18 protein-coding genes, 1 pseudogene and 1 riboswitch are annotated in these 18796 nt (G+C 74.4%); of the genes and pseudogenes, 4 read left to right on the top strand and 15 right to left on the bottom strand.

Annotated features, from left to right (window positions below; all coding sequences use genetic code 11):
- Positions 1–52: 52 nt before the first annotated feature.
- The 6 genes from aroB to QJS33_RS16605 form a co-directional block, all read right to left on the bottom strand.
- On the bottom strand, positions 53–1153 hold the full coding sequence (gene aroB, locus QJS33_RS16630) for a 3-dehydroquinate synthase (protein WP_306368900.1): 1101 nt from the start codon (positions 1151–1153) through the stop codon (positions 53–55).
- Positions 1150–1671, bottom strand: coding sequence for a shikimate kinase (locus QJS33_RS16625; protein WP_306368899.1), 522 nt, complete (start codon positions 1669–1671; stop codon positions 1150–1152). The genes aroB and QJS33_RS16625 overlap by 4 nt, the downstream gene beginning before the upstream one ends.
- 59 nt (positions 1672–1730) lie before the next feature.
- Complete coding sequence (gene aroC, locus QJS33_RS16620; protein ID WP_306368898.1) at positions 1731–2912, bottom strand: chorismate synthase; 1182 nt, start codon at positions 2910–2912, stop codon at positions 1731–1733.
- 45 nt (positions 2913–2957) lie between these two features.
- Positions 2958–3893, bottom strand: a complete 936-nt coding sequence (locus QJS33_RS16615; RefSeq protein ID WP_306368897.1) for an A24 family peptidase — start codon at positions 3891–3893, stop codon at positions 2958–2960.
- Between the two features lie 370 nt (positions 3894–4263).
- Positions 4264–4980 (bottom strand): SseB family protein, encoded by a 717-nt coding sequence (locus QJS33_RS16610; protein ID WP_306368896.1) that lies wholly within the window; start codon positions 4978–4980, stop codon positions 4264–4266.
- A 48-nt stretch (positions 4981–5028) separates the two neighbouring features.
- Positions 5029–5538, bottom strand: coding sequence for a MarR family winged helix-turn-helix transcriptional regulator (locus tag QJS33_RS16605; RefSeq protein ID WP_306368895.1), 510 nt, complete (start codon positions 5536–5538; stop codon positions 5029–5031).
- A 148-nt stretch (positions 5539–5686) separates the two neighbouring features.
- Between QJS33_RS16605 and QJS33_RS16600 the strand changes: the two genes are divergently transcribed.
- From QJS33_RS16600 to QJS33_RS16585, 4 genes are all read left to right on the top strand, one after another.
- Positions 5687–6229, top strand: a complete 543-nt coding sequence (locus QJS33_RS16600; protein ID WP_306368894.1) for a YceI family protein — start codon at positions 5687–5689, stop codon at positions 6227–6229.
- Between the two features lie 535 nt (positions 6230–6764).
- Positions 6765–7067, top strand: a complete 303-nt coding sequence (locus tag QJS33_RS16595; protein ID WP_306368893.1) for a DUF2470 domain-containing protein — start codon at positions 6765–6767, stop codon at positions 7065–7067.
- Between the two features lie 209 nt (positions 7068–7276).
- Positions 7277–10000, top strand: a complete 2724-nt coding sequence (locus QJS33_RS16590; RefSeq protein WP_306368892.1) for a serine/threonine protein kinase — start codon at positions 7277–7279, stop codon at positions 9998–10000.
- A gap of 46 nt (positions 10001–10046) precedes the next feature.
- Positions 10047–10982, top strand: coding sequence for an aldose 1-epimerase family protein (locus QJS33_RS16585; RefSeq protein WP_306368891.1), 936 nt, complete (start codon positions 10047–10049; stop codon positions 10980–10982).
- Here QJS33_RS16585 and QJS33_RS16580 read toward each other — a convergent pair.
- From QJS33_RS16580 to QJS33_RS16540, 9 genes and pseudogenes are all read right to left on the bottom strand, one after another.
- A complete protein-coding gene (locus QJS33_RS16580) occupies positions 10979–11548 on the bottom strand; it encodes a nucleotidyltransferase family protein (RefSeq protein ID WP_306368933.1) in 570 nt (189 codons plus the stop codon). The two genes, QJS33_RS16585 and QJS33_RS16580, sit on opposite strands and share 4 nt — an antisense overlap.
- A 155-nt stretch (positions 11549–11703) precedes the next feature.
- Positions 11704–12864 (bottom strand): XdhC/CoxI family protein, encoded by a 1161-nt coding sequence (locus QJS33_RS16575; protein ID WP_306368890.1) that lies wholly within the window; start codon positions 12862–12864, stop codon positions 11704–11706.
- A 151-nt stretch (positions 12865–13015) separates the two neighbouring features.
- Positions 13016–13477, bottom strand: a complete 462-nt coding sequence (locus QJS33_RS16570) for a PH domain-containing protein (protein ID WP_306368889.1) — start codon at positions 13475–13477, stop codon at positions 13016–13018.
- A gap of 44 nt (positions 13478–13521) precedes the next feature.
- Positions 13522–13995 carry a 6,7-dimethyl-8-ribityllumazine synthase gene (gene ribH, locus QJS33_RS16565; RefSeq protein WP_306368888.1) on the bottom strand — a complete coding sequence of 158 codons (474 nt, stop codon included), beginning with the start codon at positions 13993–13995 and terminating at the stop codon, positions 13522–13524.
- A 35-nt stretch (positions 13996–14030) separates the two neighbouring features.
- On the bottom strand, positions 14031–15320 hold the full coding sequence (locus QJS33_RS16560; protein ID WP_306368887.1) for a bifunctional 3,4-dihydroxy-2-butanone-4-phosphate synthase/GTP cyclohydrolase II: 1290 nt from the start codon (positions 15318–15320) through the stop codon (positions 14031–14033).
- Positions 15321–15388: 68 nt separating this feature from the next.
- Complete coding sequence (locus tag QJS33_RS16555) at positions 15389–16027, bottom strand: riboflavin synthase (protein WP_306368886.1); 639 nt, start codon at positions 16025–16027, stop codon at positions 15389–15391.
- A gap of 114 nt (positions 16028–16141) precedes the next feature.
- Positions 16142–16272: riboswitch (FMN riboswitch) on the bottom strand.
- A gap of 73 nt (positions 16273–16345) precedes the next feature.
- Positions 16346–17392 (bottom strand): phosphatase PAP2 family protein, encoded by a 1047-nt coding sequence (locus QJS33_RS16550; RefSeq protein ID WP_306368885.1) that lies wholly within the window; start codon positions 17390–17392, stop codon positions 16346–16348.
- 169 nt (positions 17393–17561) lie between these two features.
- Positions 17562–18230, bottom strand: a complete 669-nt coding sequence (gene rpe / locus QJS33_RS16545) for a ribulose-phosphate 3-epimerase (RefSeq protein ID WP_306368884.1) — start codon at positions 18228–18230, stop codon at positions 17562–17564.
- A gap of 167 nt (positions 18231–18397) precedes the next feature.
- Positions 18398–18796: pseudogene (locus QJS33_RS16540) on the bottom strand (rRNA cytosine-C5-methyltransferase); the annotation flags it as partial.

The raw sequence follows: 18796 nt of genomic DNA, 5'->3' as shown, positions 1-18796 counted from the left end.
GCCTCGGGAGCCGTCCCGAGCGCACCGGTGCGCAGGCCGCCTGGCTGCCAGTCTAGTGGCTTCCCGGAACCGGGGCGTCGCCCGCGAGGGCGGCGTAGGCCGCGTCGAGCAGCTCCGGCGCGGGCCCGGCCAGGATGGCCGGCTTCGCGAGCCCGTCCAGGACCACGAACCGCAGGGTGGCGCCGCGGGTCTTCTTGTCGATGCTCATGGCGGCGCGCAGCTGCGGCCAGACGGCGGCCCCGTAGGAGACGGGCAGGCCCACGGAGGTGAGCAGCGCCCGGTGGCGGGCCACCAGGTCGGCGTCGATGCGTCCGTCGAGCCGGGCGAGCTCGGCGGCGAAGACCATGCCGATGGAGACGGCGTACCCGTGCCGGAACGTGTAGTTCTCGGCGCGTTCGATGGCGTGGCCCAGGGTGTGGCCGTAGTTGAGGATCTCGCGGAGGCCGCTCTCCCGGAGGTCGCCGGAGACCACCTCGGCCTTGACCCGGATGGCGCGTTCGATGAGTTCGCGGGTGTGGCGGCCCTCGGGCAGGGCGGCGCCCTCGGGGTCGTCCTCGACCAGGTCGCAGATGACGGGGTCGGCGATGAACCCGGCCTTGATGATCTCGGCGAGCCCGCCGATGTAGTCGGCCCGCGGCAGGGTGGGCAGGGTCGCCAGGTCGCACAGCACCCCGGCCGGGGGGTGGAAGGCGCCGACGAGGTTCTTGCCCTCGGGCGTGTTGATGCCGGTCTTGCCGCCGACGGCGGCGTCCACCATGGCGAGCAGGGTGGTGGGGACCAGGACGGCGCGCACGCCGCGCAGCCAGGTGGCGGCGACGAACCCGGCCAGGTCGGTGGTGGCGCCCCCGCCCACGCCCACGACGGTGTCGCTGCGGGTGAACCCGTGCAGTCCCAGCCGGGTCCACAGGTCGGCGGCGACGGCCGCGTTCTTGGCCGCCTCGCCGTCGGGGACGGGCATGGGGTGGACGGTGTACCCGGCGGCCTTGAGGGCCCTGGCGACCGGGCGGGCGACGGCGTCCATGCCCTCGGGGTGGATCACCGCGACGCGGGCGGCCTCCCCGATCAGTGAGGGCAGTTCGGCGAGCACGCCGCTGCCGACGACGACGTCGTAGCGGCCGGCGTCGTCACCGACACCGATGCGGGTGGCGGTCACGGGGCGGCCTTCCCGGTGTCGAGGGTGGGCACGATGGCGTCGACGACCTCCTCCGGGTGGAACCCGGTGGTGGGCACCGTCACCGTGGCGAGGGATTCGTAGACCGGCAGCCGCTCGTCCAGGAGTTTGCGCAGCCGGGCCCGGGGGTTGCCGACCAGCAGCGGGCGGGCGGTGTCCATGCCGACGCGCTTGGCGGCCTCGGCGAAGTCCACCTGGAGGTAGACCACGTGGTGGTCGGCCAGGTCGCGGCGGGTGTCCTCGTCCAGGACGGCGCCGCCGCCGACGGCGATGACGCCCTCCCAGGAGCGCAGCCCCTCGGCGACGACCTCGCGCTCCAGCGCCCGGAAGTACTCTTCGCCCTCCTCCAGGAAGATGTCGCCGACGGGCTTGCCGGCCCGCTTCTCGATCTCGGTGTCGGTGCACAGCAGGTCGGCGCCCAGACGTCGGGCCAGGGCCTCTCCGACCGTGGACTTGCCCGAGCCGGGCGACCCGATCAGGACCGCGATCGCTCGTGACACGCTACTTCCCACCTTCGTCTCGGTCCCGGGACCCGCCGCCGGGGCGGGTCCCGGGCGGGTCAGCGGATCTCCAGGGAGTCCAGGTAGCCCCGGAGGTTGCGGGCGGTCTCCTCGACCGAGTCGCCACCGAACTTCTCGATGGCGGCCTCGGCGATGACGAGGGCGACCATCGACTCGGCGACCACACCGGCGGCCGGGACCGCGGTGACGTCGCTGCGCTGGTGGTGGGCCTGAGCGGGCTCACCGGTCTCGGTGTCGATGGTGTCCAGCGCCCGCGGCACGGTGGCGATGGGCTTCATCGCGGCGCGCACCCGCAGCGGGTCGCCGGTGCTCATGCCGCCCTCGACGCCGCCGGCGCGGTTGGTGCGGCGGCGCACCCCGTCGGGGCCGGGCTCGATCTCGTCGTGGGCCTGCGAGCCGCGGCGGGCCGCGGTGCGGAACCCGTCGCCGACCTCGACGCCCTTGATGGCCTGGATGCCCATGAGGGCGGCGGCCAGCCGTGCGTCCAGGCGCCGGTCCCAGTGGACGTGGGTGCCCAGGCCCGGGGGCAGCCCGTAAGCGAGGACCTCGACGACGCCGCCGAGGGTGTCCCCGGACTTCTTGGTGTCGTCGACCTCCTCGACCATGCGGGCGCTGGTCTGCGGGTCGAAGCAGCGCAGCGGGTCGGCGTCCACCGCGGCCAGGTCCTCCGGACGCGGCTCGGGGGCGTCCTCGGGGACCGAGACCGGGCCCATGGACACCACGTGGCTGAGGATCTCCACGCCCAGCGCCTGGCGGCAGAACCGCCGGGCGACCTCGCCGATGGCGACGCGGGCGGCGGTCTCCCGGGCGCTGGCGCGCTCCAGGACGGGCCGCGCCTCGGTGTGCCCGTACTTCTGCATGCCGACGAGGTCGGCGTGGCCGGGCCGGGGCCGGGTGAGCGGGGCGTTGCGGGCGATGCCGTCCAGCACCTCGGCGGGCACCGGGTCGGGGGACATCACCTGCTCCCACTTGGGCCACTCGGTGTTCCCCACCTCGACCGCGACCGGACCCCCGAGGGTGCGGCCGTGGCGGATGCCTCCGATGACGGAGACCTGGTCCTGTTCGAACTTCATCCGGGCGCCACGACCGTACCCGGCGCGGCGGCGGAGCAGCGCGGCGGCGATGTCGTCAGAGGTGACGGACACACCGGCCGGGAGGCCCTCCAGAATCGCGACGAGTGCCGGCCCGTGGGATTCCCCTGCGGTCAGCCAACGCAACATGGGACCGATCTTTTCACGGATCGGTCCGAGGGGTGGCATCCGGTCTCATAGTTCGGGCAGCAGGGGTTCGGCGGCCAGGACGGTGGCGAGGGTCGCGGCGAGCATGAACGGCCCCAGTGGGAAGGTCGAGCCCGGGGAGGCGCGGCGCAGCGCCATCAGGACCAGACCCACCACGGAGAAGGCCGCGAACGCCCAGAACACGGCGGTCAGCGCGCCCAGCGGCCCGGCCGCCCACCCGGCGTACAGGCCGGTCAGCCCGGACAGGCGGACGTCGCCCAGGCCCATCCCCCGCGGGTGGATCCGCCACAGCAGCCAGTACAGGACCGTGACGAGGACCATGCCCAGCAGGGCGTCCAGGAGCCGCCCCGGGGCCGGCCCGCCGGGCGGCGCGAGGGAGGCCAGGGCGATGAGGGCGGCGGCCACCGGGTAGGCGGGCCGGACCAGGGCGTCGGGCAGGCGCTGGACCCGCAGGTCGATGACGGACAGGGCGGAGCCCACCGCCACGAGCCAGAGCACCGCGGGCAGCCACAGGGGTGTCCAGTCCGGGTGCAGGACGGCGGCGGCCCCGGCGAGGGCGGCGGCGGGCACGGCCAGCAGGACGGCGCCGGGGTGGGAGCGCACGGTCTGCTCGCAGTGCGGGCAGCTTCCGCGGCCGTGGAAGGCGCGGTCGGCCACCAGGGGGAACCACGGCCGGAACCGGACCTCGGCCCGGCAGTGCGGGCAGCGCGGCGGTGGCGGGCCGTCCTCGCCGGGCGGGGTGTCGGGGTCCGGTGCGCCTGCGCCCCCGGCCCGGTCGGACCCGGCATCGTCCCTGGCGGCGGCCGCGTCGACGAAGGCGGTGACGTGCGGGCCCGCCGGGCCGAACAAGGGCACCAGGCGGCCGCCGACGTGTCCGGCGAGCAGGCCGACCAGGGCCGCGGCCGCGATGACGGCGACCGCCCAGGGTTCGGTGAGGGTGGCGAGGGCCGAGGGGGTGGGCATGATGCGAAGCTACCCCGCGGCGCGCCGCGCCGACAGGCCCGGGCCGCGCCTGTGGAGAACCTGATGCCCTCCTGGGCCGCCGCACCTCCTGAGACCCGTGCCCGTCTTCCGGGCGCATCGGGGGGAACAGGGCTGCGGCCGCCAGGCCGTCCGTAAAAGGGAAGTACGTCGGCCGCAGGCCGTCCCTAAGAGGGAGATGCGTCGGCCGCAGGCCGTCCCTAAGAGGGAGATGCGTCGGCCGCAGGCCGTCCCTTGAGGGTGGTGGTGGGCGACGGGCGGACGGCGGTGGGCGACGGGCGGACGGCGGTGGGCGACGGGCGGACGGCGGTGGGCGAGCCACAGCGGAGCGGAGTCCCGGCGGGCACTCGGACTATTCGGACCCGTCGGTCTCGCGCCGGGCGCGCACGACCGCGCTGAGCTCGATCCCGCCGGGCAGGACGTGGCGGAGCTCGGCGGCCAGGCGTTCGGCGACGCGGCGCAGGGATTCGTCGTCGCGCTCCTCCAGCTCCAGGCGGATGCCGATGTCGGCCCGCTGGGAGGGGTGGATGCGCACGCGTTCGATCCCGAACTCGGTGTGGGCGACCCGGTAGACGAGGGCGAGGACCTGGGGGTCGTCCTTGGGTTCGGGGACGGCGCCCTGCTCGGCGAGCATGGTCAGGAAGCGGCCCTGGACGGTGTAGGGCACGGGTCCGGACACGTCGATGACCAGGGCGTCGGCGCCCTCCTCCACGGCGGCCTGGCAGGCGTCCCTGGTGGAGAAGGGGACGGGGCGGGCGTCGGAGCGCCAGCGGCGGACGGCGTCGACCGAGGTGAAGGCCAGCACGCCGCGGCGGCCGTCCTTGCCGGTCATGACGGGGACGGCGACCTCGCTGTTCTTGTCCTTGGTGAGCCCGCCGACGCCCTGCTCGGTCTCGGTGGCCACGGCGACCACGGGGATGAGGACGCGGGAGCCGCTCAGGGCGGCCAGTACCTGGCGGTCGCCGATCTCGCCGGCGGCGTGGGCGCGCAGGCGGGATTCGACCTCGGGGTCGGCGCTCCCGTCGTCGTCACGGAAGTTCTGGGCACCGATGATCGTTGGTCTGCTCACGACCCTCGACTCTACCCGGGCGGGGGTCGGGGCGTGTCGGCGTCGTACTCAGTCGTTACCGACGGTGGCCTTGTGGACGCCGGAAGGCCGCCTGTCGGTCGCCGGGGTGTCGCCGGCCGGTTCCAGGACGGCGAGGAGGTCCTCCAGGGCGGCGGTGCGCCGTGGTCCGAGGCGGTCGAACATCAGGGCGCGGACCCGGGCGGCGTGCCCGGGGGCGACCGCGGCCAGCAGGCGGGCGCCCTCTTCGGTGAGGACGGCCCACAGGCCGCGCCGGTCGTCGGCGCACTCCTGTTTGCGGACCAGGCCGTCGCGTTCGAGCCGGGCGATCTGGTGGGAGAGGCGGCTCTTGGAGACGATGACGCTGTCGGCCAGGGCGCGCATGCGCATGCGCCGTTCGGGGGCCTCGGACAGGTGCGCGAGGATCCCGTACTCGATGAGGCTGAGGCCGCCGCGCTCGCGCAGGTCGCGTTCGAGTTCGTCGTAGATCCAGGCGTTGACGCGCAGGAAGCCCCGCCAGACCCGTTGTTCGTCGTCGTCGAGCCATGCCGGGTTCTCCATGGGTCGATTCTAGTGGCCACGGTTGCGTGTGGGGCGTCGAACACATAAGCTTCTTCCCAGGAAGATATTTCTGAGGTACTTTGTTCCTAAGCAAGTAGATGGGCCCGAGTACCCGGGTCCGCGACCCGAGACAGGGAGATGCAGGCAGATGGCAGCGCAGGAACTGAAGGCCGGCACCTGGAAGATCGACGCCGCCCACAGCACCGTCGGGTTCTCCGTCCGCCACATGATGGTGAGCAAGGTCCACGGCCGGTTCGAGAAGTTCGACGCCACCCTGACCGTGCCCGAGGACCCCACGCAGTCCTCGGTCGAGGCCACGATCGACGCCTCCTCGATCAACACGGACAACGCCGACCGTGACAACCACATCCGCTCGGCGGACTTCTTCCACGTGGAGGACAACCCCGAGTTCTCCTTCCGTTCCACCGGCCTGGCCGCCGACGGCGAGGACTTCGTCCTCAAGGGCGACCTGACCATCAAGGGCCGCACCAACCCGGTCGAGCTGAAGCTGGAGTTCAACGGCTCCACCCTCGACCCCTACGGCCTGGACCGCGCGGGCTTCTCCGCCACCACCCAGATCAGCCGCAAGGAGTTCGGCGTCGACATCGAGATGCCGATGGACGGCGGCGGCGTGGTCATCGGGGACAAGATCACCATCACCATCGACGCCGAGTTCACCCACCAGGCCTGACCGGCCCGGCCACGCACGTCCCCCGGCCACGGGGGCGGGGCGGGAGGCCGCACTCGAAGGCGCCCGCGGGACATCCGTCCGTCCCGCGGGCGCCTTTCCCGTTTCCCCGGCACCCGCACACGACCGACGACCGGAGTCCAGGGTCCGGAGCCCGTGTTCCCGCGGCGCCGTGCCACCGCCCCGGAACGCCCGGCCGCCGACGGTCGCACGGTCGCACGGTCGCGACGAAGACCCTCCCGCCCTCTTCGCCCGCCCCGCACCCCGCCTTCCGGAGCCCGTGTTCCCGCGGCGCCGTGCCACCGCCCCGGAACACCCGACCGCCGACGGTCGCACGATCGCGGGAACAGTCCACCGCCCCCCGCCCGCCCCGCACCCCGCCTTCCGGGGCCCGCCCGGCGACAGGACTCCCCGGCGCCCCCGTTTTAACGACACCGTGTCGCCACCTTCCGGAGGGCTCGGCTATCGTCGACCGGGGCGGACGCGTCCCCGCCCCGCCCTCCGCCCCGCGCACCCGCGCCCGACAGGAAGGACCGCCATGGCCGGCCCCTTCGCCCCCGAGGTCGTCACCGCCGTCACCGCCCACATGAACGGCGACCACCCCGAGGACACCCTGATCATCTGCCGCGCCCTGGGCGGTCACCCCGACGCCACCGCGGCCCGGATGACCGGCCTGGACGGCGAGGCCGGGGAGTACGCCGTCACCGTCGGCGGCACCGAGCACACCGTGCGCATCCCCTGGGCGCAGCCGCTCACCGAGCGCGCCCAGATCCGCCACGAGGTCGTGCGCATGTACCGGGAGGCCTGCGCCGAACTCGGCGTCGCCCCGCGCGGCCACTGACCCGGCCTGTGAGCGAACGGACCGGCGCCGCGGGAACCCGGAGGGCGTGACCGGAGTCCTACAGGGTGAAGGACGGGGAGAGGCGCGCACCGTCGACGGGGGTCCGCGGGCGCACGGCCGGCACCGGCCGCCGCCGGGCACCTACTCTGGAAACGGCCCGCCGATCCCGGCCACGACACCCACGCAACCGAAGGACGGCACCGACCTCCATGGTCACGCCCCACACCGGTGACGACAACGCGCCGACGCAACGGATCGAACCCACCGCGCCCACCGCCAAGGCGGACCCCGCCCCGAGGGCCACGCGGTGGGTCACCCGCGTCCTGCGACCGGGCTCCGGCCGCGACGCGACCCCGCCCACCCGCGTCCAGGGCCCCGGCCCGGCGGCCCCGCCCACCCGGGTGGACCGGCCCGCCGCGGCCACCGCCCGGTTCGGCGGCGCCGCGGACCCCGGCGGCGCCCGCACCCCCTGGTGGCGCACCCTGTTCGGCCCCTTCCTGGACTGGCTGGCCCGCCTCCTCTCCCGGGTCGTCGTCGGCCCGGCCAGCGACCTGGACTACGCCGTCCCCGCCGAGCTGCGCCGCCGCTACCAGGTCCTGGACCGCATCGGCGCGGGCGGCGAGGCCGTCGTCTACCTCGTCGAACCCACCGACTCCCCCGGCCGCCGCCTGGCGCTGAAGGTGTACCGGCCCGGCCACGACATCAACCGCGAACTGCTGGACCGGCTGCGCGCCCGCGGCACCGCCTCCCCGCACACCCCCGCCGTCCAGGGCTACGGCCACGCCAAGAGCTCCTGGGAGGAGGACCTGGCCTGGGAGGCCCAGGAGTACTTCGAGCACGGCTCGCTGCGCGCCGTCATCGACCAGGCCCCCCTGGACGACGCCCGCGCCCGCGCCGTCGTCTCCGCCGTCGCCGAGTGCCTGCACCACTGGCAGGACGACCTCCAGCACAACCACACCGACGTCAAGCCCGAGAACCTGCTGGTCCGCTCCCTGGACCCGCCGGTGCTGGCGCTCACCGACTTCGGCGGCGCCGTCCGCGCCACCATGAGCCGCGTCTACGGCGGCCTGGCCATCACCGAGGACTACGCCGCCCCCGAGGTCGTCGAGGGCCGGCGCGAGGCCCCGGCTGCCTGGTGGTCCCTGGGTGTGATGGCGCACGAGCTGGTCACCGGCCGCCGCCCCGACCGCGGCGGCAACTGGCTCACCGCCCGCAACACCGAGGTGGACATCTCCGCCGTCACCGACGAGCACTGGCGGCTGCTGGTGCGCGGCCTGCTCGCCCCCTCCCCCGGCGCCCGCTGGGGGTACGCCGAGGTCGCCCAGTGGCTGGCCGGGGAACGGCCCGCCCTGCGGACCGCACGGCGGCTGCGCCCCATCGTGTTCGCCGGGGCCTCCCACGAGGACCCGCCCAGCCTGGCCTTCGACCTGCTGGACCGCTCCGAGACCGGCGCCATGTGGCTGCGCACCCACTGGTCGGAGCTGCGCACCTGGCTGGACCGCGAGGTCAAGGACCACACCTTCGACCGCGCCTACCTCACCGGCCTGGAGGGCCACCCCGAGCGCGCCCACATCGCCATCAGCGCCCTGGCCGCCCGCTACGTACCGGGCATGCCGCCGCGCTACCGCGGCCACGAGATCAGCGCCGACGGCCTGCTGGAGCTGTCCACCGGCGAGGCCAGCCGGCACGCCGTGGTGCGCGAGGCCCTGGAGTCGGGCGCGGTGGGCCTGGCCGCCCAGCACTGGTGCCCCCACCCGGGCTGCCGCAGCGACGGCTCGGGCCGCTGCGTCCTGCTCGAACGCGTCCAGCACGAGGTGCCCCTGCTGATGCGCCGGGTCACCGAGACCCTGGACCGCATCACCGGCCCCGGGGCGGACCGGCCGGACCGGCCCGCCGCCCACGAGATCGACACCACCTGGGCGCGCGCCGTGGAGCTGGTCCTGGAACCCGACACCGCGTCCCGGCACCGCGCCCTGCTGCGCCGCCAGTCCTGGCACCCGGCCCAGCGCAGCCCCGCCCCGCACGCCCCCTGGTGGAACGAGCAGCGCCGCACCGGCCTGCGCGACGGCGGCGGCGACCCGATCGCCCCGCGCGCCGCCCTGCTCACCGCCGTGCTCCTGCTCCCCGAAGCGGTCCGCATCGGCGGCTCCATCGCCGACCGCGAACGCGCCGACGGCCGGGCCCGCCGCCAGGACCGGTGGGCGGCGCTGACCGGCTCGGCCCGGGCCCGCTGGGACGAGACGCGCGGCCGGATCTCCGACGCCCGCCGCCGCCGGGCCGAGGCCGCCACCGGCGACACCCCGGTGGTCGGCGGCGCCGCGCCGCCGGACGCCGCCCGCCCCCGCTGGAACCGCTGGGGCACCGCCGCGCAGAACCCCGACCCCCGCGACCCCGGGGCACCGCACCCCGGGGCGCAGAACCCCGAGGCCACCCGCAGGCAGCAGGAGCGCGCCGCCAAGCGGGTCCAGCGCACCATGAACCAGATCCAGAAGGCGATGACCGCGGGCAGGTGCCGCCGCTTCGCCTACCCGGCCGCCCTGCTGGGCCTGGTCGACGGACTGGGCCGGGCGCTGCGCCCGCAGGACGGCTTCTACCCCGAGACCCCCTTCGTCACCGACGCCTACACCGGTCTGCTGGACGCCTCCCAGGGGCCGGTCCTGGGGACGCTGGCCGACGCCGCCGGAACCGTCACCGGGCTGCTGCCCGGGGACACGGGCGCCGCCTGGTGGCTGCCGGTGCTGCTGTCGGTCGCGCTCATCGCGATGGGCCGCACCGCGGCGAGCAGGAGGGAGTCCTCGCGGGCGCGCCGCCGCCTGGCCGCGTTCCGGATGGCCGTGGCCGGGTCGGTGCTCATGCTCGTGGTGCTGCTGTCCACCGGACTGCTGGCCCTGGGCTCGGGCGTGCTCATCCCGCTGGACGGCCTGCTCGGTTAAGATCGCCCGGTTCGGCGAAGGGCCGGACCGTGGTGGGGAACCGGGCATGAGAGAGAGACCGCACGTGGGAGAGACCATCGAACTGCGCTCGGGGGACTTCGGTGCCCGCATCGCCACCGAGGGCGCCGCACTCCAGGCGCTCACCTGGCGGGGCGACGACCTGGTGTGGCCCTACACCGGCGCGCCCACCGCGTTCCAGGGACAGGTGCTCGCCCCCTGGCCCAACCGGATCGGCGACGGCCGCTACCGGTTCGGCGGGGACGAGTACCGGTTGGAGGTCAACGACCCCGCCACCGGGTCGGCCATCCACGGGCTGGTCCACGACCGGGTGTGGACGCCGGTGCGGACCTCCGAGGCGGAGGCGGAGCTGCACCTGGACCTGCCCGCCTCCGCCGGCTACCCCTTCCCGCTGGCGCTGGACCTGGCGTACCGGCTCGACGGGGACGGCCTCACCGTCACCACCACTGCGCGCACCACCGGGGACTCCCCCGCGCCGTTCGGGCTGGGCTTCCACCCCTACCTCGACCTGGGCGAACCCGTGCGGGGCCTGGCCGACCGCGGCGAGCTCACCGTGAACGCCCCCGTCGACCGCCGCCTGCCGGTCGACGGACGGCTGCTGCCCGACGGGGACCCCGTCGCCGTGGACGGCACCGACCTGGACTTCCGGCCGCCGGGCCGCAGGCTGGGCGGCACCGTCCTGGACACCGCCTTCACCATCGGCGAACGCGACGCCCACGGCCGCGCCTGGACCCACCTGGACGGGCCGCACCGACGGGTGTCGGTGTGGTGCGACGAGAGCTTCGGGTACCTCCAGCTGTTCAGCTCCGACACCCTCACCGGCGCCGACCACCGCGCCCACCTGGCCGTGGAGCCGATGACCTGCCCGGCGAACGCGTTCGACACCGGCACCGGCCTCATCGTCCTGGAACCCGGCGCGGCCACCCGCCACGTCTTCGGGATCACCGCCTCGGCGACGCCCTAGCGGCCGATCAGGTCGCGCAGGCGCAGCAGGTCCTCTTCGGTGTCGATGTCCTCGGGGCTGGCGACGTCGTCGCAGGCCACCGGGGTGACCACGTGGGAGTACGCGCGCAGGAACGGGCGCGCTCCCACGTCGTCGACGGCCATGGCGTGCACCGTGGACCAGTGCTCGCGGCCGATGAGCACCGGGTTGCGCTGGTTGCCGCGGTAGGTGGCCACCGCGGCGCGGGCGCCCTCGGCGTGCGCCGCCACCAGCCGCGCCACCGCCCGGGGGGTGACCAGCGGCTGGTCGGCCAGGGAGATCAGGACCGCGTCGACCCCGTCGGGCAGGGCGTCGATCCCGGCCCGCAGCGACGAGCCCATCCCCGAGGCCCACTCCGGGTTGAGCACCGTCCAGGCGTCGGGGACCGCCGTGTCCGCGGCGCCCAGCACCACCACGACGGGTGCGCAGCCGCCGGCGCGCAGGGTGCGCACCCCCCGGTCGACCAGGCGTTCGCCGCCGACCTCGACCAGTGCCTTGGGCCGCCCCAGCCTGCTCCCGGCCCCTGCAGCCAGCAGCAGCCCCGCCACCCGGCCGTGTTCCCCCTCACCACTTCCCATGACGCGATGATGCCACGCGCGGGCACCGCGCACCGGCCGCCCGCGGAACCCCGTCCCGAGGCTTTTCCAGACCCTCTCCACCCCCCGGACACGACCTGCGCTTTCCCCCGCCCCCGCGTTTCGGTTCACCTGTCGACGTGACCGAATCCGGCCGGAACGAAGGGATCCACGGCGACGTCCCGATGGATCCGGCCCGTGGTCTCGCTCAACGCCCGGCCGCTGCCGCCCCAGCGGGAGCGCACCAGCTCGGCGGCGATCGACACCGCCGTCTCCTCGGGGGTCCGCGCCCCCAGGTCCAGGCCGATCGGCGAGTGCAGCCGCGCCAGGTCGTCCTCGGACAGGCCCGCCTCGCGCAGCCGCGCCATCCGGTCCTCGTGGGTGCGCCGCGACCCCATCGCACCGATGTACCCGGCGCGGGTGCGCAACGCCGCCGTCAGCACCGGCACGTCGAACTTGGGGTCGTGGGTGAGCACACAGATCGCCGTGCGCTCGTCGACCCGGTCGGCCACCTCGTCCAGGTACACGTGCGGCCACTTGACCACCACCTCCTCCGCGGCGGGGAACCGCTTGGCGGTGGCGAACACCGGGCGGGCGTCGCACACCGTCACCCGGTAGCCCAGGAAGGCGCCCATCCGGGCCACGGCCGCCGCGAAGTCGATCGCGCCGAACACCAGCATCAGCGGCGGCGGCGCGAACGCCTGCACGAACACCTCCAGCTCGTCGCCGCGCCGCTGCCCGTCCGCACCGTAGTGCAGCAGGCCCGTGGTGCCCTGGGCCAGCATGCCGCGCACGTCGTCGTCCAGGGCGTCGTTCAGCCGGTCGCCGCCCACGTCGCCCTCGGCGTGCCCGGGCCACACGATCCGGCGCCGCCCCACCCGGTCCTCGCCGGAGGGGTCCGACACGACGGTGGCCACCGCCACCGGCTGGTGCTCGTCGACGGCGCCCAGCACCGAACCCAGCGAGGGGTAACGCTCGCGGTCCACCGGCTCCACGAACACGTGCAGGGTTCCACCGCAGGTCAGACCCACGCTGAAGGCGTCCTCATCGGCGACCCCGTAGGTCCGGCGCACCGGGACCCCGGTGCGGATCGCCTCCATCGCCTCCTCGTAGACCGCGCCCTCCACGCAGCCGCCCGACAGGCTTCCGACGACCTCGCCCGAGGCGCTCACCGCCATCGCCGCCCCGGCCGGGCGCGGCGCGCTCTTGAAGGTGTCGATCACCGTCGCGACGGCGAACCTCTCCCCCGAGGCGTACATCTCCGCCACGGCCTCTCGGATATCGCGCACGCGGCACCCCGCTCCCGGTCGGCTTCCACGCTCTGTGGCCTTCACCACCAAACTATGCGCTCCGCCCGGTACGACGGGAGCCTCCGTTCCGTCAAGAAACGAAGGCTCCCGTTAGACGTTCGCACAAAGCGGGCGGAACCAGGGGCGGGGGTCAGTCCCGGTCAGGCTCCTCGGCCTCACCGCGCCGGCGCAGCAGCTCCCGGAACTCCGCCAGATCGGCCCGGGCCCGGTCGCCGTCCGCGCTCTGGATGCCCATCACCGCCAGCGTCGTCCCGTCGGACAGGTCCACCGACGGCCACGGCTCGCCCTCGGGCATCCGCACGTCCACGATCTCCGCCCACGACAGCACGTGCGTGCGGATGCCGTTGACCACCGTCACGCCGTCCCGTGCCGCCACCAGCCGGGGCCGGGCCAGCAGGTGCAGGGTCGCGGCGATCGCCAGGCCCACGCCCACGAGCAGCAGCCGGTCCGTGAACCGCCAGTCGCCCGGCAGGATCGACGCCAGGACGACCATCGTGGCCACGATCAGGAGCCCCAGCCCGTAGGCGACCACCCGTACCGCCCGGGGGCGCCAGACCCGGGGCCGCTCCGGCCGCTGTGCCGCCTCGTCCACGGTCTGTTCCCTCGTCCGCACCCGTACTCCCACTCCCGAACGGCCTAGATCCGCAGTCCGCGCAGGACCGCGGCCGCCTCCAGCGCGGCCAGGGCCGCCTCCGCGCCCTTGTCCTCTGCGCTGCCCGGCAGCCCGGCGCGGTCCCGCGCCTGTTCCAGGGTGTCACAGGTCAGCACGCCGTTGCCCACGGGGGTGGACTGGCGCAGCGCCACGTCGGTGAGCCCCTGCGTCACCGACTGGCACACGTACTCGAAGTGCGGGGTGCCGCCGCGGATGACCGCTCCCAGCGCGATCACCGCGTCGTGGCGGCGGGCCAGCTCCTGGGCCACCACCGGGATCTCGACCGCCCCGGCCACCCGGACCACCACCGGTTCGGCGGCCCCCGACTCCTTGACCACCGCCAGCGCGTTGGCCAGCATCGGCTCCACGATCGGCGCGTTCCACCGGGTCACCACGATGCCCACCGACATACCGGAGGCGTCGACCCCCTGCCCCTGCGGGCGTCCTTCACCACTCATCGCTTCTTCGCTCCCAGTCGTCTCGTACTCGTGGATCAGCCGGTGACGCCGGACAGGTCGTGCCCCATCCGGTCGCGCTTGGTCCGCAGGTAGGCGGCGTTGTCGGCGGTGAGGAACGCGGGCGTCGGCACGCGCTCCTTGACCCGCACCCCGTGCCGCTCCAGGCCCTGGGCCTTGTCCGGGTTGTTGGACAGCAACCGCACCGAGGAGACACCCAGGTCGGTGAGGATCTGCGCCCCCGCGCCGAACTCCCGGGCGTCCGCCGGCAGCCCCAGCCGCAGGTTCGCGTCGACGGTGTCCACACCCTCGTCCTGTAGGGCGTAGGCCCGCAGCTTGTGCAGCAGCCCGATGCCGCGCCCCTCGTGGCCGCCCAGGTAGACCAGCACGCCGCGGCCCTCACGGGCGATGTCGGCCATGGCCGCGTCCAGCTGCGGACCGCAGTCGCAGCGGTGCGACCCGAAGGCGTCCCCGGTCAGGCACTCCGAGTGCAGCCGCACCAGGACGTCGGTGCCGTCGCCCAGGTCGCCCATGACCAGGGCGACGTGCTCGGCGCCGTCGGCCGTGCCCTTGAACCCGACGGCGCGCCACTGCCCGTGCCGGTTGGGCATGCGGGTCTCCACCAGGCGGGTCACCAGCGGCGGGTGGGCCTCCTCCTCGGTGAGGGACTCGCCCAGCGACAGCCGGTACGCGGCCAGCTGCTCCACCGACACCAGCTTCAGGCCGTGCTCGTCCGCGAACTCGCGCAGCCGCGGCAGCCGGGCCATGGTGCCGTCGTCGTTGACCACCTCGGCCAGCACCCCGGCGGGGCGCAGCCCGGCCAGCCTGGCGAAGTCCACCGACGCCTCGGTGTGGCCGCGCCGGGCCAGCACGCCGCCCGGCCGGGCCCGCAGCGGCAGGATGTGCCCGGGGCGCACGAAGTCGGTGGGTCGGCTCCCGTCGGCTGCCAGCAGGCGGATCGTGTGCGCCCGGTCGGCGGCGGAGATACCGGTGCTGACGCCCTCGCGGGCGTCCACCGTCACGGTGTAGGCGGTGCGCAGGCTCTCCTCGTTGCGCGCCGTCATCAGCGGCAGGTCGAGCCGGTCCAGGTCCGGGCCCTCCATGGGCACGCAGACCACGCCGGAGGTGTGGCGGATCATGAACGCCAGCAGCTCGGGGGTGGCGAGTTCGGCCGCGAAGATGATGTCGCCCTCGTTCTCGCGGTCCTCGTCGTCGACCACCACGATGGCGCGGCCTGCGGCGAATTCGGCGATGGCGTCCTCGATCGGGTCGAGGACCACGGGCCGCTCGGCGTCGGTCGCGGCCGGGGTGGTGTCGGTGACGGTCATTCCCGCTCCAGGTGTCGGTGGGTGGTGTGGGATCGGTGGCGGCCCGGCGGGGTCCGCTCCGGTGGGGATCAGGTGCGCGCGCGGCCCTCGGCGGCGGCCACGGCGGTGATGCGCTCGACGTACTTGGCGACGACGTCGACCTCGATGTTCACGGTGGCGCCGACGGCCAGGGAGCCCAGGGTGGTGGCGCGCAGGGTCTCCGGGATGAGGCTGACCTCGAAGAACGCCGCGTCGGCGCCGGGCGCGCTGACGGCCGACACGGTCAGGCTGGTGCCGTCGACCGTGATCGACCCCTTCTCGACCACGTACCGGGACAGCCCGGCGGGCAGCTCGAACCGTAGAACGTCCCAGTTGTCGCCCGGATTCCGGGAGAGCAGGCGGGCGGTGCCGTCCACGTGGCCCTGCACGATGTGCCCGCCCAGGCGCGAGTCGACGCGTGCGGCGCGTTCGAGGTTCACCGGGGAGCCGGCGGCCAGGGAGCCCAGGGAGGAGCGGTCCAGGGACTCCTTCATGACGTCGGCGGTGAAGGTGCCCTCGCCGCGGTCGACGACGGTCAGGCACACGCCGTTGACGGAGATGGAGTCGCCGTGGCCGGCGTCGGAGGAGACCAGGGGGCCGCGCACGGTGAGCAGCACGGCCTCGCCCGCCGGTCCCGCGGGGGTGAGGGAGACGACCTCACCGAGCTCTTCCACGATTCCTGTGAACACGCCCTTGCCTTCCCTGTCGCCTGGTACGGCTCCGGGGCGTGTGTGGAACGTGCGTCCACGGCGGGTCGGCGAAGGGCCGCGGGCACGGGGCACCACGGCGCACAGACCGTCCCGACGCGTGCTGCCTCCCATCCGGACTTTCACCGTCGGTACCGGAATTCCACCGGTTCAACCGGCCGATGGACTCGGCCGGGTCGCGGACTGTCACCGCCGGTTCGGACTTTCACCGACCCCGGAGCACGCATTCTCAACTCATGTCTGAGACGCCAACGATCTTAACGCCGCAGTAGCAACCGCGCATAGTTCGTGTGATGGGGATCATGCCCCGGGCGTGCCGTCGGCCGGTTCCCGCGCGTGTTCCGCCTGCTCGTCCGGGGCCGCGGGGCGCTGCGCCAGGCCGCTGCGCAGGAACAGCTCCGGCGCTCCGAAGGTCGCCCAGAACGCGATGGCCCCGTAGACGAGGAAGGACACCACCGCCTCGGTGAACCCGGAAAGGCCGCCGAACAGCACGTCCTCGAAGGCCAGTACCGCGACCACCACGGAGATGCCCAGCACGAACCGTGCGACCCGGGCCGGGACGGTCCCCCGCGCGCTGTACCAGCCGCGCCGGTCCAGCAGGGTGAGGCCGACCAGCCCGCCCAGCAGCGCCCCGCCCAGGGTGAACAGGCCGGCGAGCGTGTACCCGGCCGGATCGGGCGGGGTCGCGCCGATCCACTCCACCGGGACCTCCCGGCCGCCGTACACCGTGTACCGCCATACCGCGCCGACCACACAGGGCACCAGGGACGCGGCCAGGGCGACACCGATCCAGCGCGGGGTGTCCAGCCCGCGCCACCAGGCCAGCACCCGCTCCTCCCAGCGCAGGAACGCCCACAGGGTGGCGGCGCCCAGCAGCACCCCCACCGCCACGTCGCTGATGAAGTGGGCGCCCAGGTACACGCGCGACAGGCAGATGAGCGCGATCAGGGCGATCGCCGCCCACAGCGGGCCGCGCCGCCCGGACCTGATCCCCAGATAGCCCCACAGGACGGTGGAGCCCTGGGCGTGCCCCGAAGGCATACCGAAGCTGGACTCGGCGACGTGCGCGGTGACCCCCGCGTCGTACCAGGAGGGACGGGATCCGAACACCAGGCCCTTGAACAGGTGGTTGAGCACCCCGGTGCCCACGCAGAGGACGAACAGGCGGGCGCCCAGCGCCGAGTCCACCGACCACAGGACCAGGGCGAGCAGGGCGATGACGAAGGTCTGGGAGCCGAGTCCGGTGACCGCCTCCAAGGGCAGGAGGGGCCACTCCCCCACCCCCTGGAGCCACCGGATGGGGGCGGTCTCGGCGTCCCACAGCACGTCCAGGTTCACAGCGAGCACTCCAGGTGTCCGTGCCTGGCAACGTGCTCACGCCGCGCCGCTCCCCCGGTCCGCGCCGCGCGGGGGGAAGACGGAGCCGCGACCAAGCGGAATCGACGACTACGGGGCGAAAGCCTAGAGGGTGCGGCGCCGGTGTGACCAGTCGCACACCGGCGCCGCGCCGGGATCGTTACCCGCGTGCGGCGGCCTCGATCGCCTGGGCGCGCAGGGAGTCGATGGCCTTGGCGGGGTCCTGGGCGCCGTAGACGGCGGACCCGGCGACGAAGACGTCGGCCCCGGCCTCGGCGGCGCGTTCGATGGTCTCGTCGCCGACGCCGCCGTCGACCTGGAGCCAGACGGAGGCCTCGCGGCCGTCGAGGATCTCGCGGGCGCGGCGGATCTTGGGCAGGACCAGGTCGAGGAACCTCTGGCCGCCGAATCCGGGCTCGACGGTCATGAGCAGGAGCATGTCCATCTCGCCGACGAGGTCGGCGTAGGGCTCGACCGGCTCGGCGGGGTTGAGGGCCAGTCCGGCGCGGGCGCCCAGCCGGCGGATCTCGCGCAGGGTGCGCACGGGGGCGCTCGCGGCCTTGGCGTGGATGGTGACGCTGCCCGCCCCGGCCTCGGCGTAGGCGGGCGCCCAGCGGTCGGGGTCCTCGATCATGAGGTGGCAGTCCAGGGGGGTGTCGGTCGCCTTGAGCAGGGACTCGACGATGGGCAGGCCGAGCGTGAGGTTGGGGACGAAGTGCCCGTCCATCACGTCGACGTGCAGCCAGTCGGCGTTGGGGACGGCGGCGGCCTCGTCGGCCAGGCGCGCGAAGTCGGCGCTCAGGATGCTGGGTGAGATCTGGATTGCCACGCCTGGCAGTGTAGCCAGACCGGCCGCCGGTCCCGGGGCGGGGCACCCGGTCGGACCTGGAATGCTTCCCCGAAAAGCCCCAACTTGACGATGTAGATCATGATTTGTCCGATTTAGCCGGAGGCGGCCGCGGCACCCCGGACAGGGCACCGCGGCCGGGCGCCGGGTCAGTTCCGGCGCAGCAGGGCCAGGAACATGGCGTCGGTGCCGTGCCGGTGCGGCCAGAACTGCACGTACTTCCCGTCCTCCCCGGCGGCCAGGCCGGGCACCTCGTCCAGCAGGTCGGCGGCGCGCAGCAGGGTGAGGTCGTCGCGTTCGGCCAGCACACGGCGCACGATCACGTCGGTCTCGTCCAGGTGCGGCGAGCACGTCACGTACGCCACCACCCCGCCCGGGCGCACCGACTCCACGGCGTTGGCCAGCAGGTCGTGCTGGAGCGGGGCGAGTTCGGCCGCGGAGTCCTCGGTGCGCCGCCAGCGCGCCTCGGGACGGCGGCGCAGCGCGCCCAGACCCGTGCAGGGCGCGTCGACCAGGACCCGGTCGAACGTCCCCGGACGCCAGGCCGG

Source organism: Nocardiopsis sp. CC223A, from assembly GCF_030766825.1.
Taxonomy (GTDB): Bacteria; Actinomycetota; Actinomycetes; order Streptosporangiales; family Streptosporangiaceae; genus Nocardiopsis.
Note: the sequence above shows the minus strand (reverse complement) of the source record. Positions and strands in the feature narration are given on the sequence as shown.

Coding starts and splice junctions, on each gene's coding strand:
- aroC (WP_306368898.1), bottom strand. CDS start 2,912: ATGTTGCGTTGGCTGACCGCAGGGGAATCCCACGGGCCGGCACTCGTC.
- QJS33_RS16615 (WP_306368897.1), bottom strand. CDS start 3,893: ATGCCCACCCCCTCGGCCCTCGCCACCCTCACCGAACCCTGGGCGGTC.
- QJS33_RS16605 (WP_306368895.1), bottom strand. CDS start 5,538: ATGGAGAACCCGGCATGGCTCGACGACGACGAACAACGGGTCTGGCGG.
- QJS33_RS16600 (WP_306368894.1), top strand. CDS start 5,687: ATGGCAGCGCAGGAACTGAAGGCCGGCACCTGGAAGATCGACGCCGCC.
- QJS33_RS16595 (WP_306368893.1), top strand. CDS start 6,765: ATGGCCGGCCCCTTCGCCCCCGAGGTCGTCACCGCCGTCACCGCCCAC.
- QJS33_RS16590 (WP_306368892.1), top strand. CDS start 7,277: ATGGTCACGCCCCACACCGGTGACGACAACGCGCCGACGCAACGGATC.
- QJS33_RS16585 (WP_306368891.1), top strand. CDS start 10,047: ATGAGAGAGAGACCGCACGTGGGAGAGACCATCGAACTGCGCTCGGGG.
- ribH (WP_306368888.1), bottom strand. CDS start 13,995: ATGAGTGGTGAAGGACGCCCGCAGGGGCAGGGGGTCGACGCCTCCGGT.
- QJS33_RS16560 (WP_306368887.1), bottom strand. CDS start 15,320: ATGACCGTCACCGACACCACCCCGGCCGCGACCGACGCCGAGCGGCCC.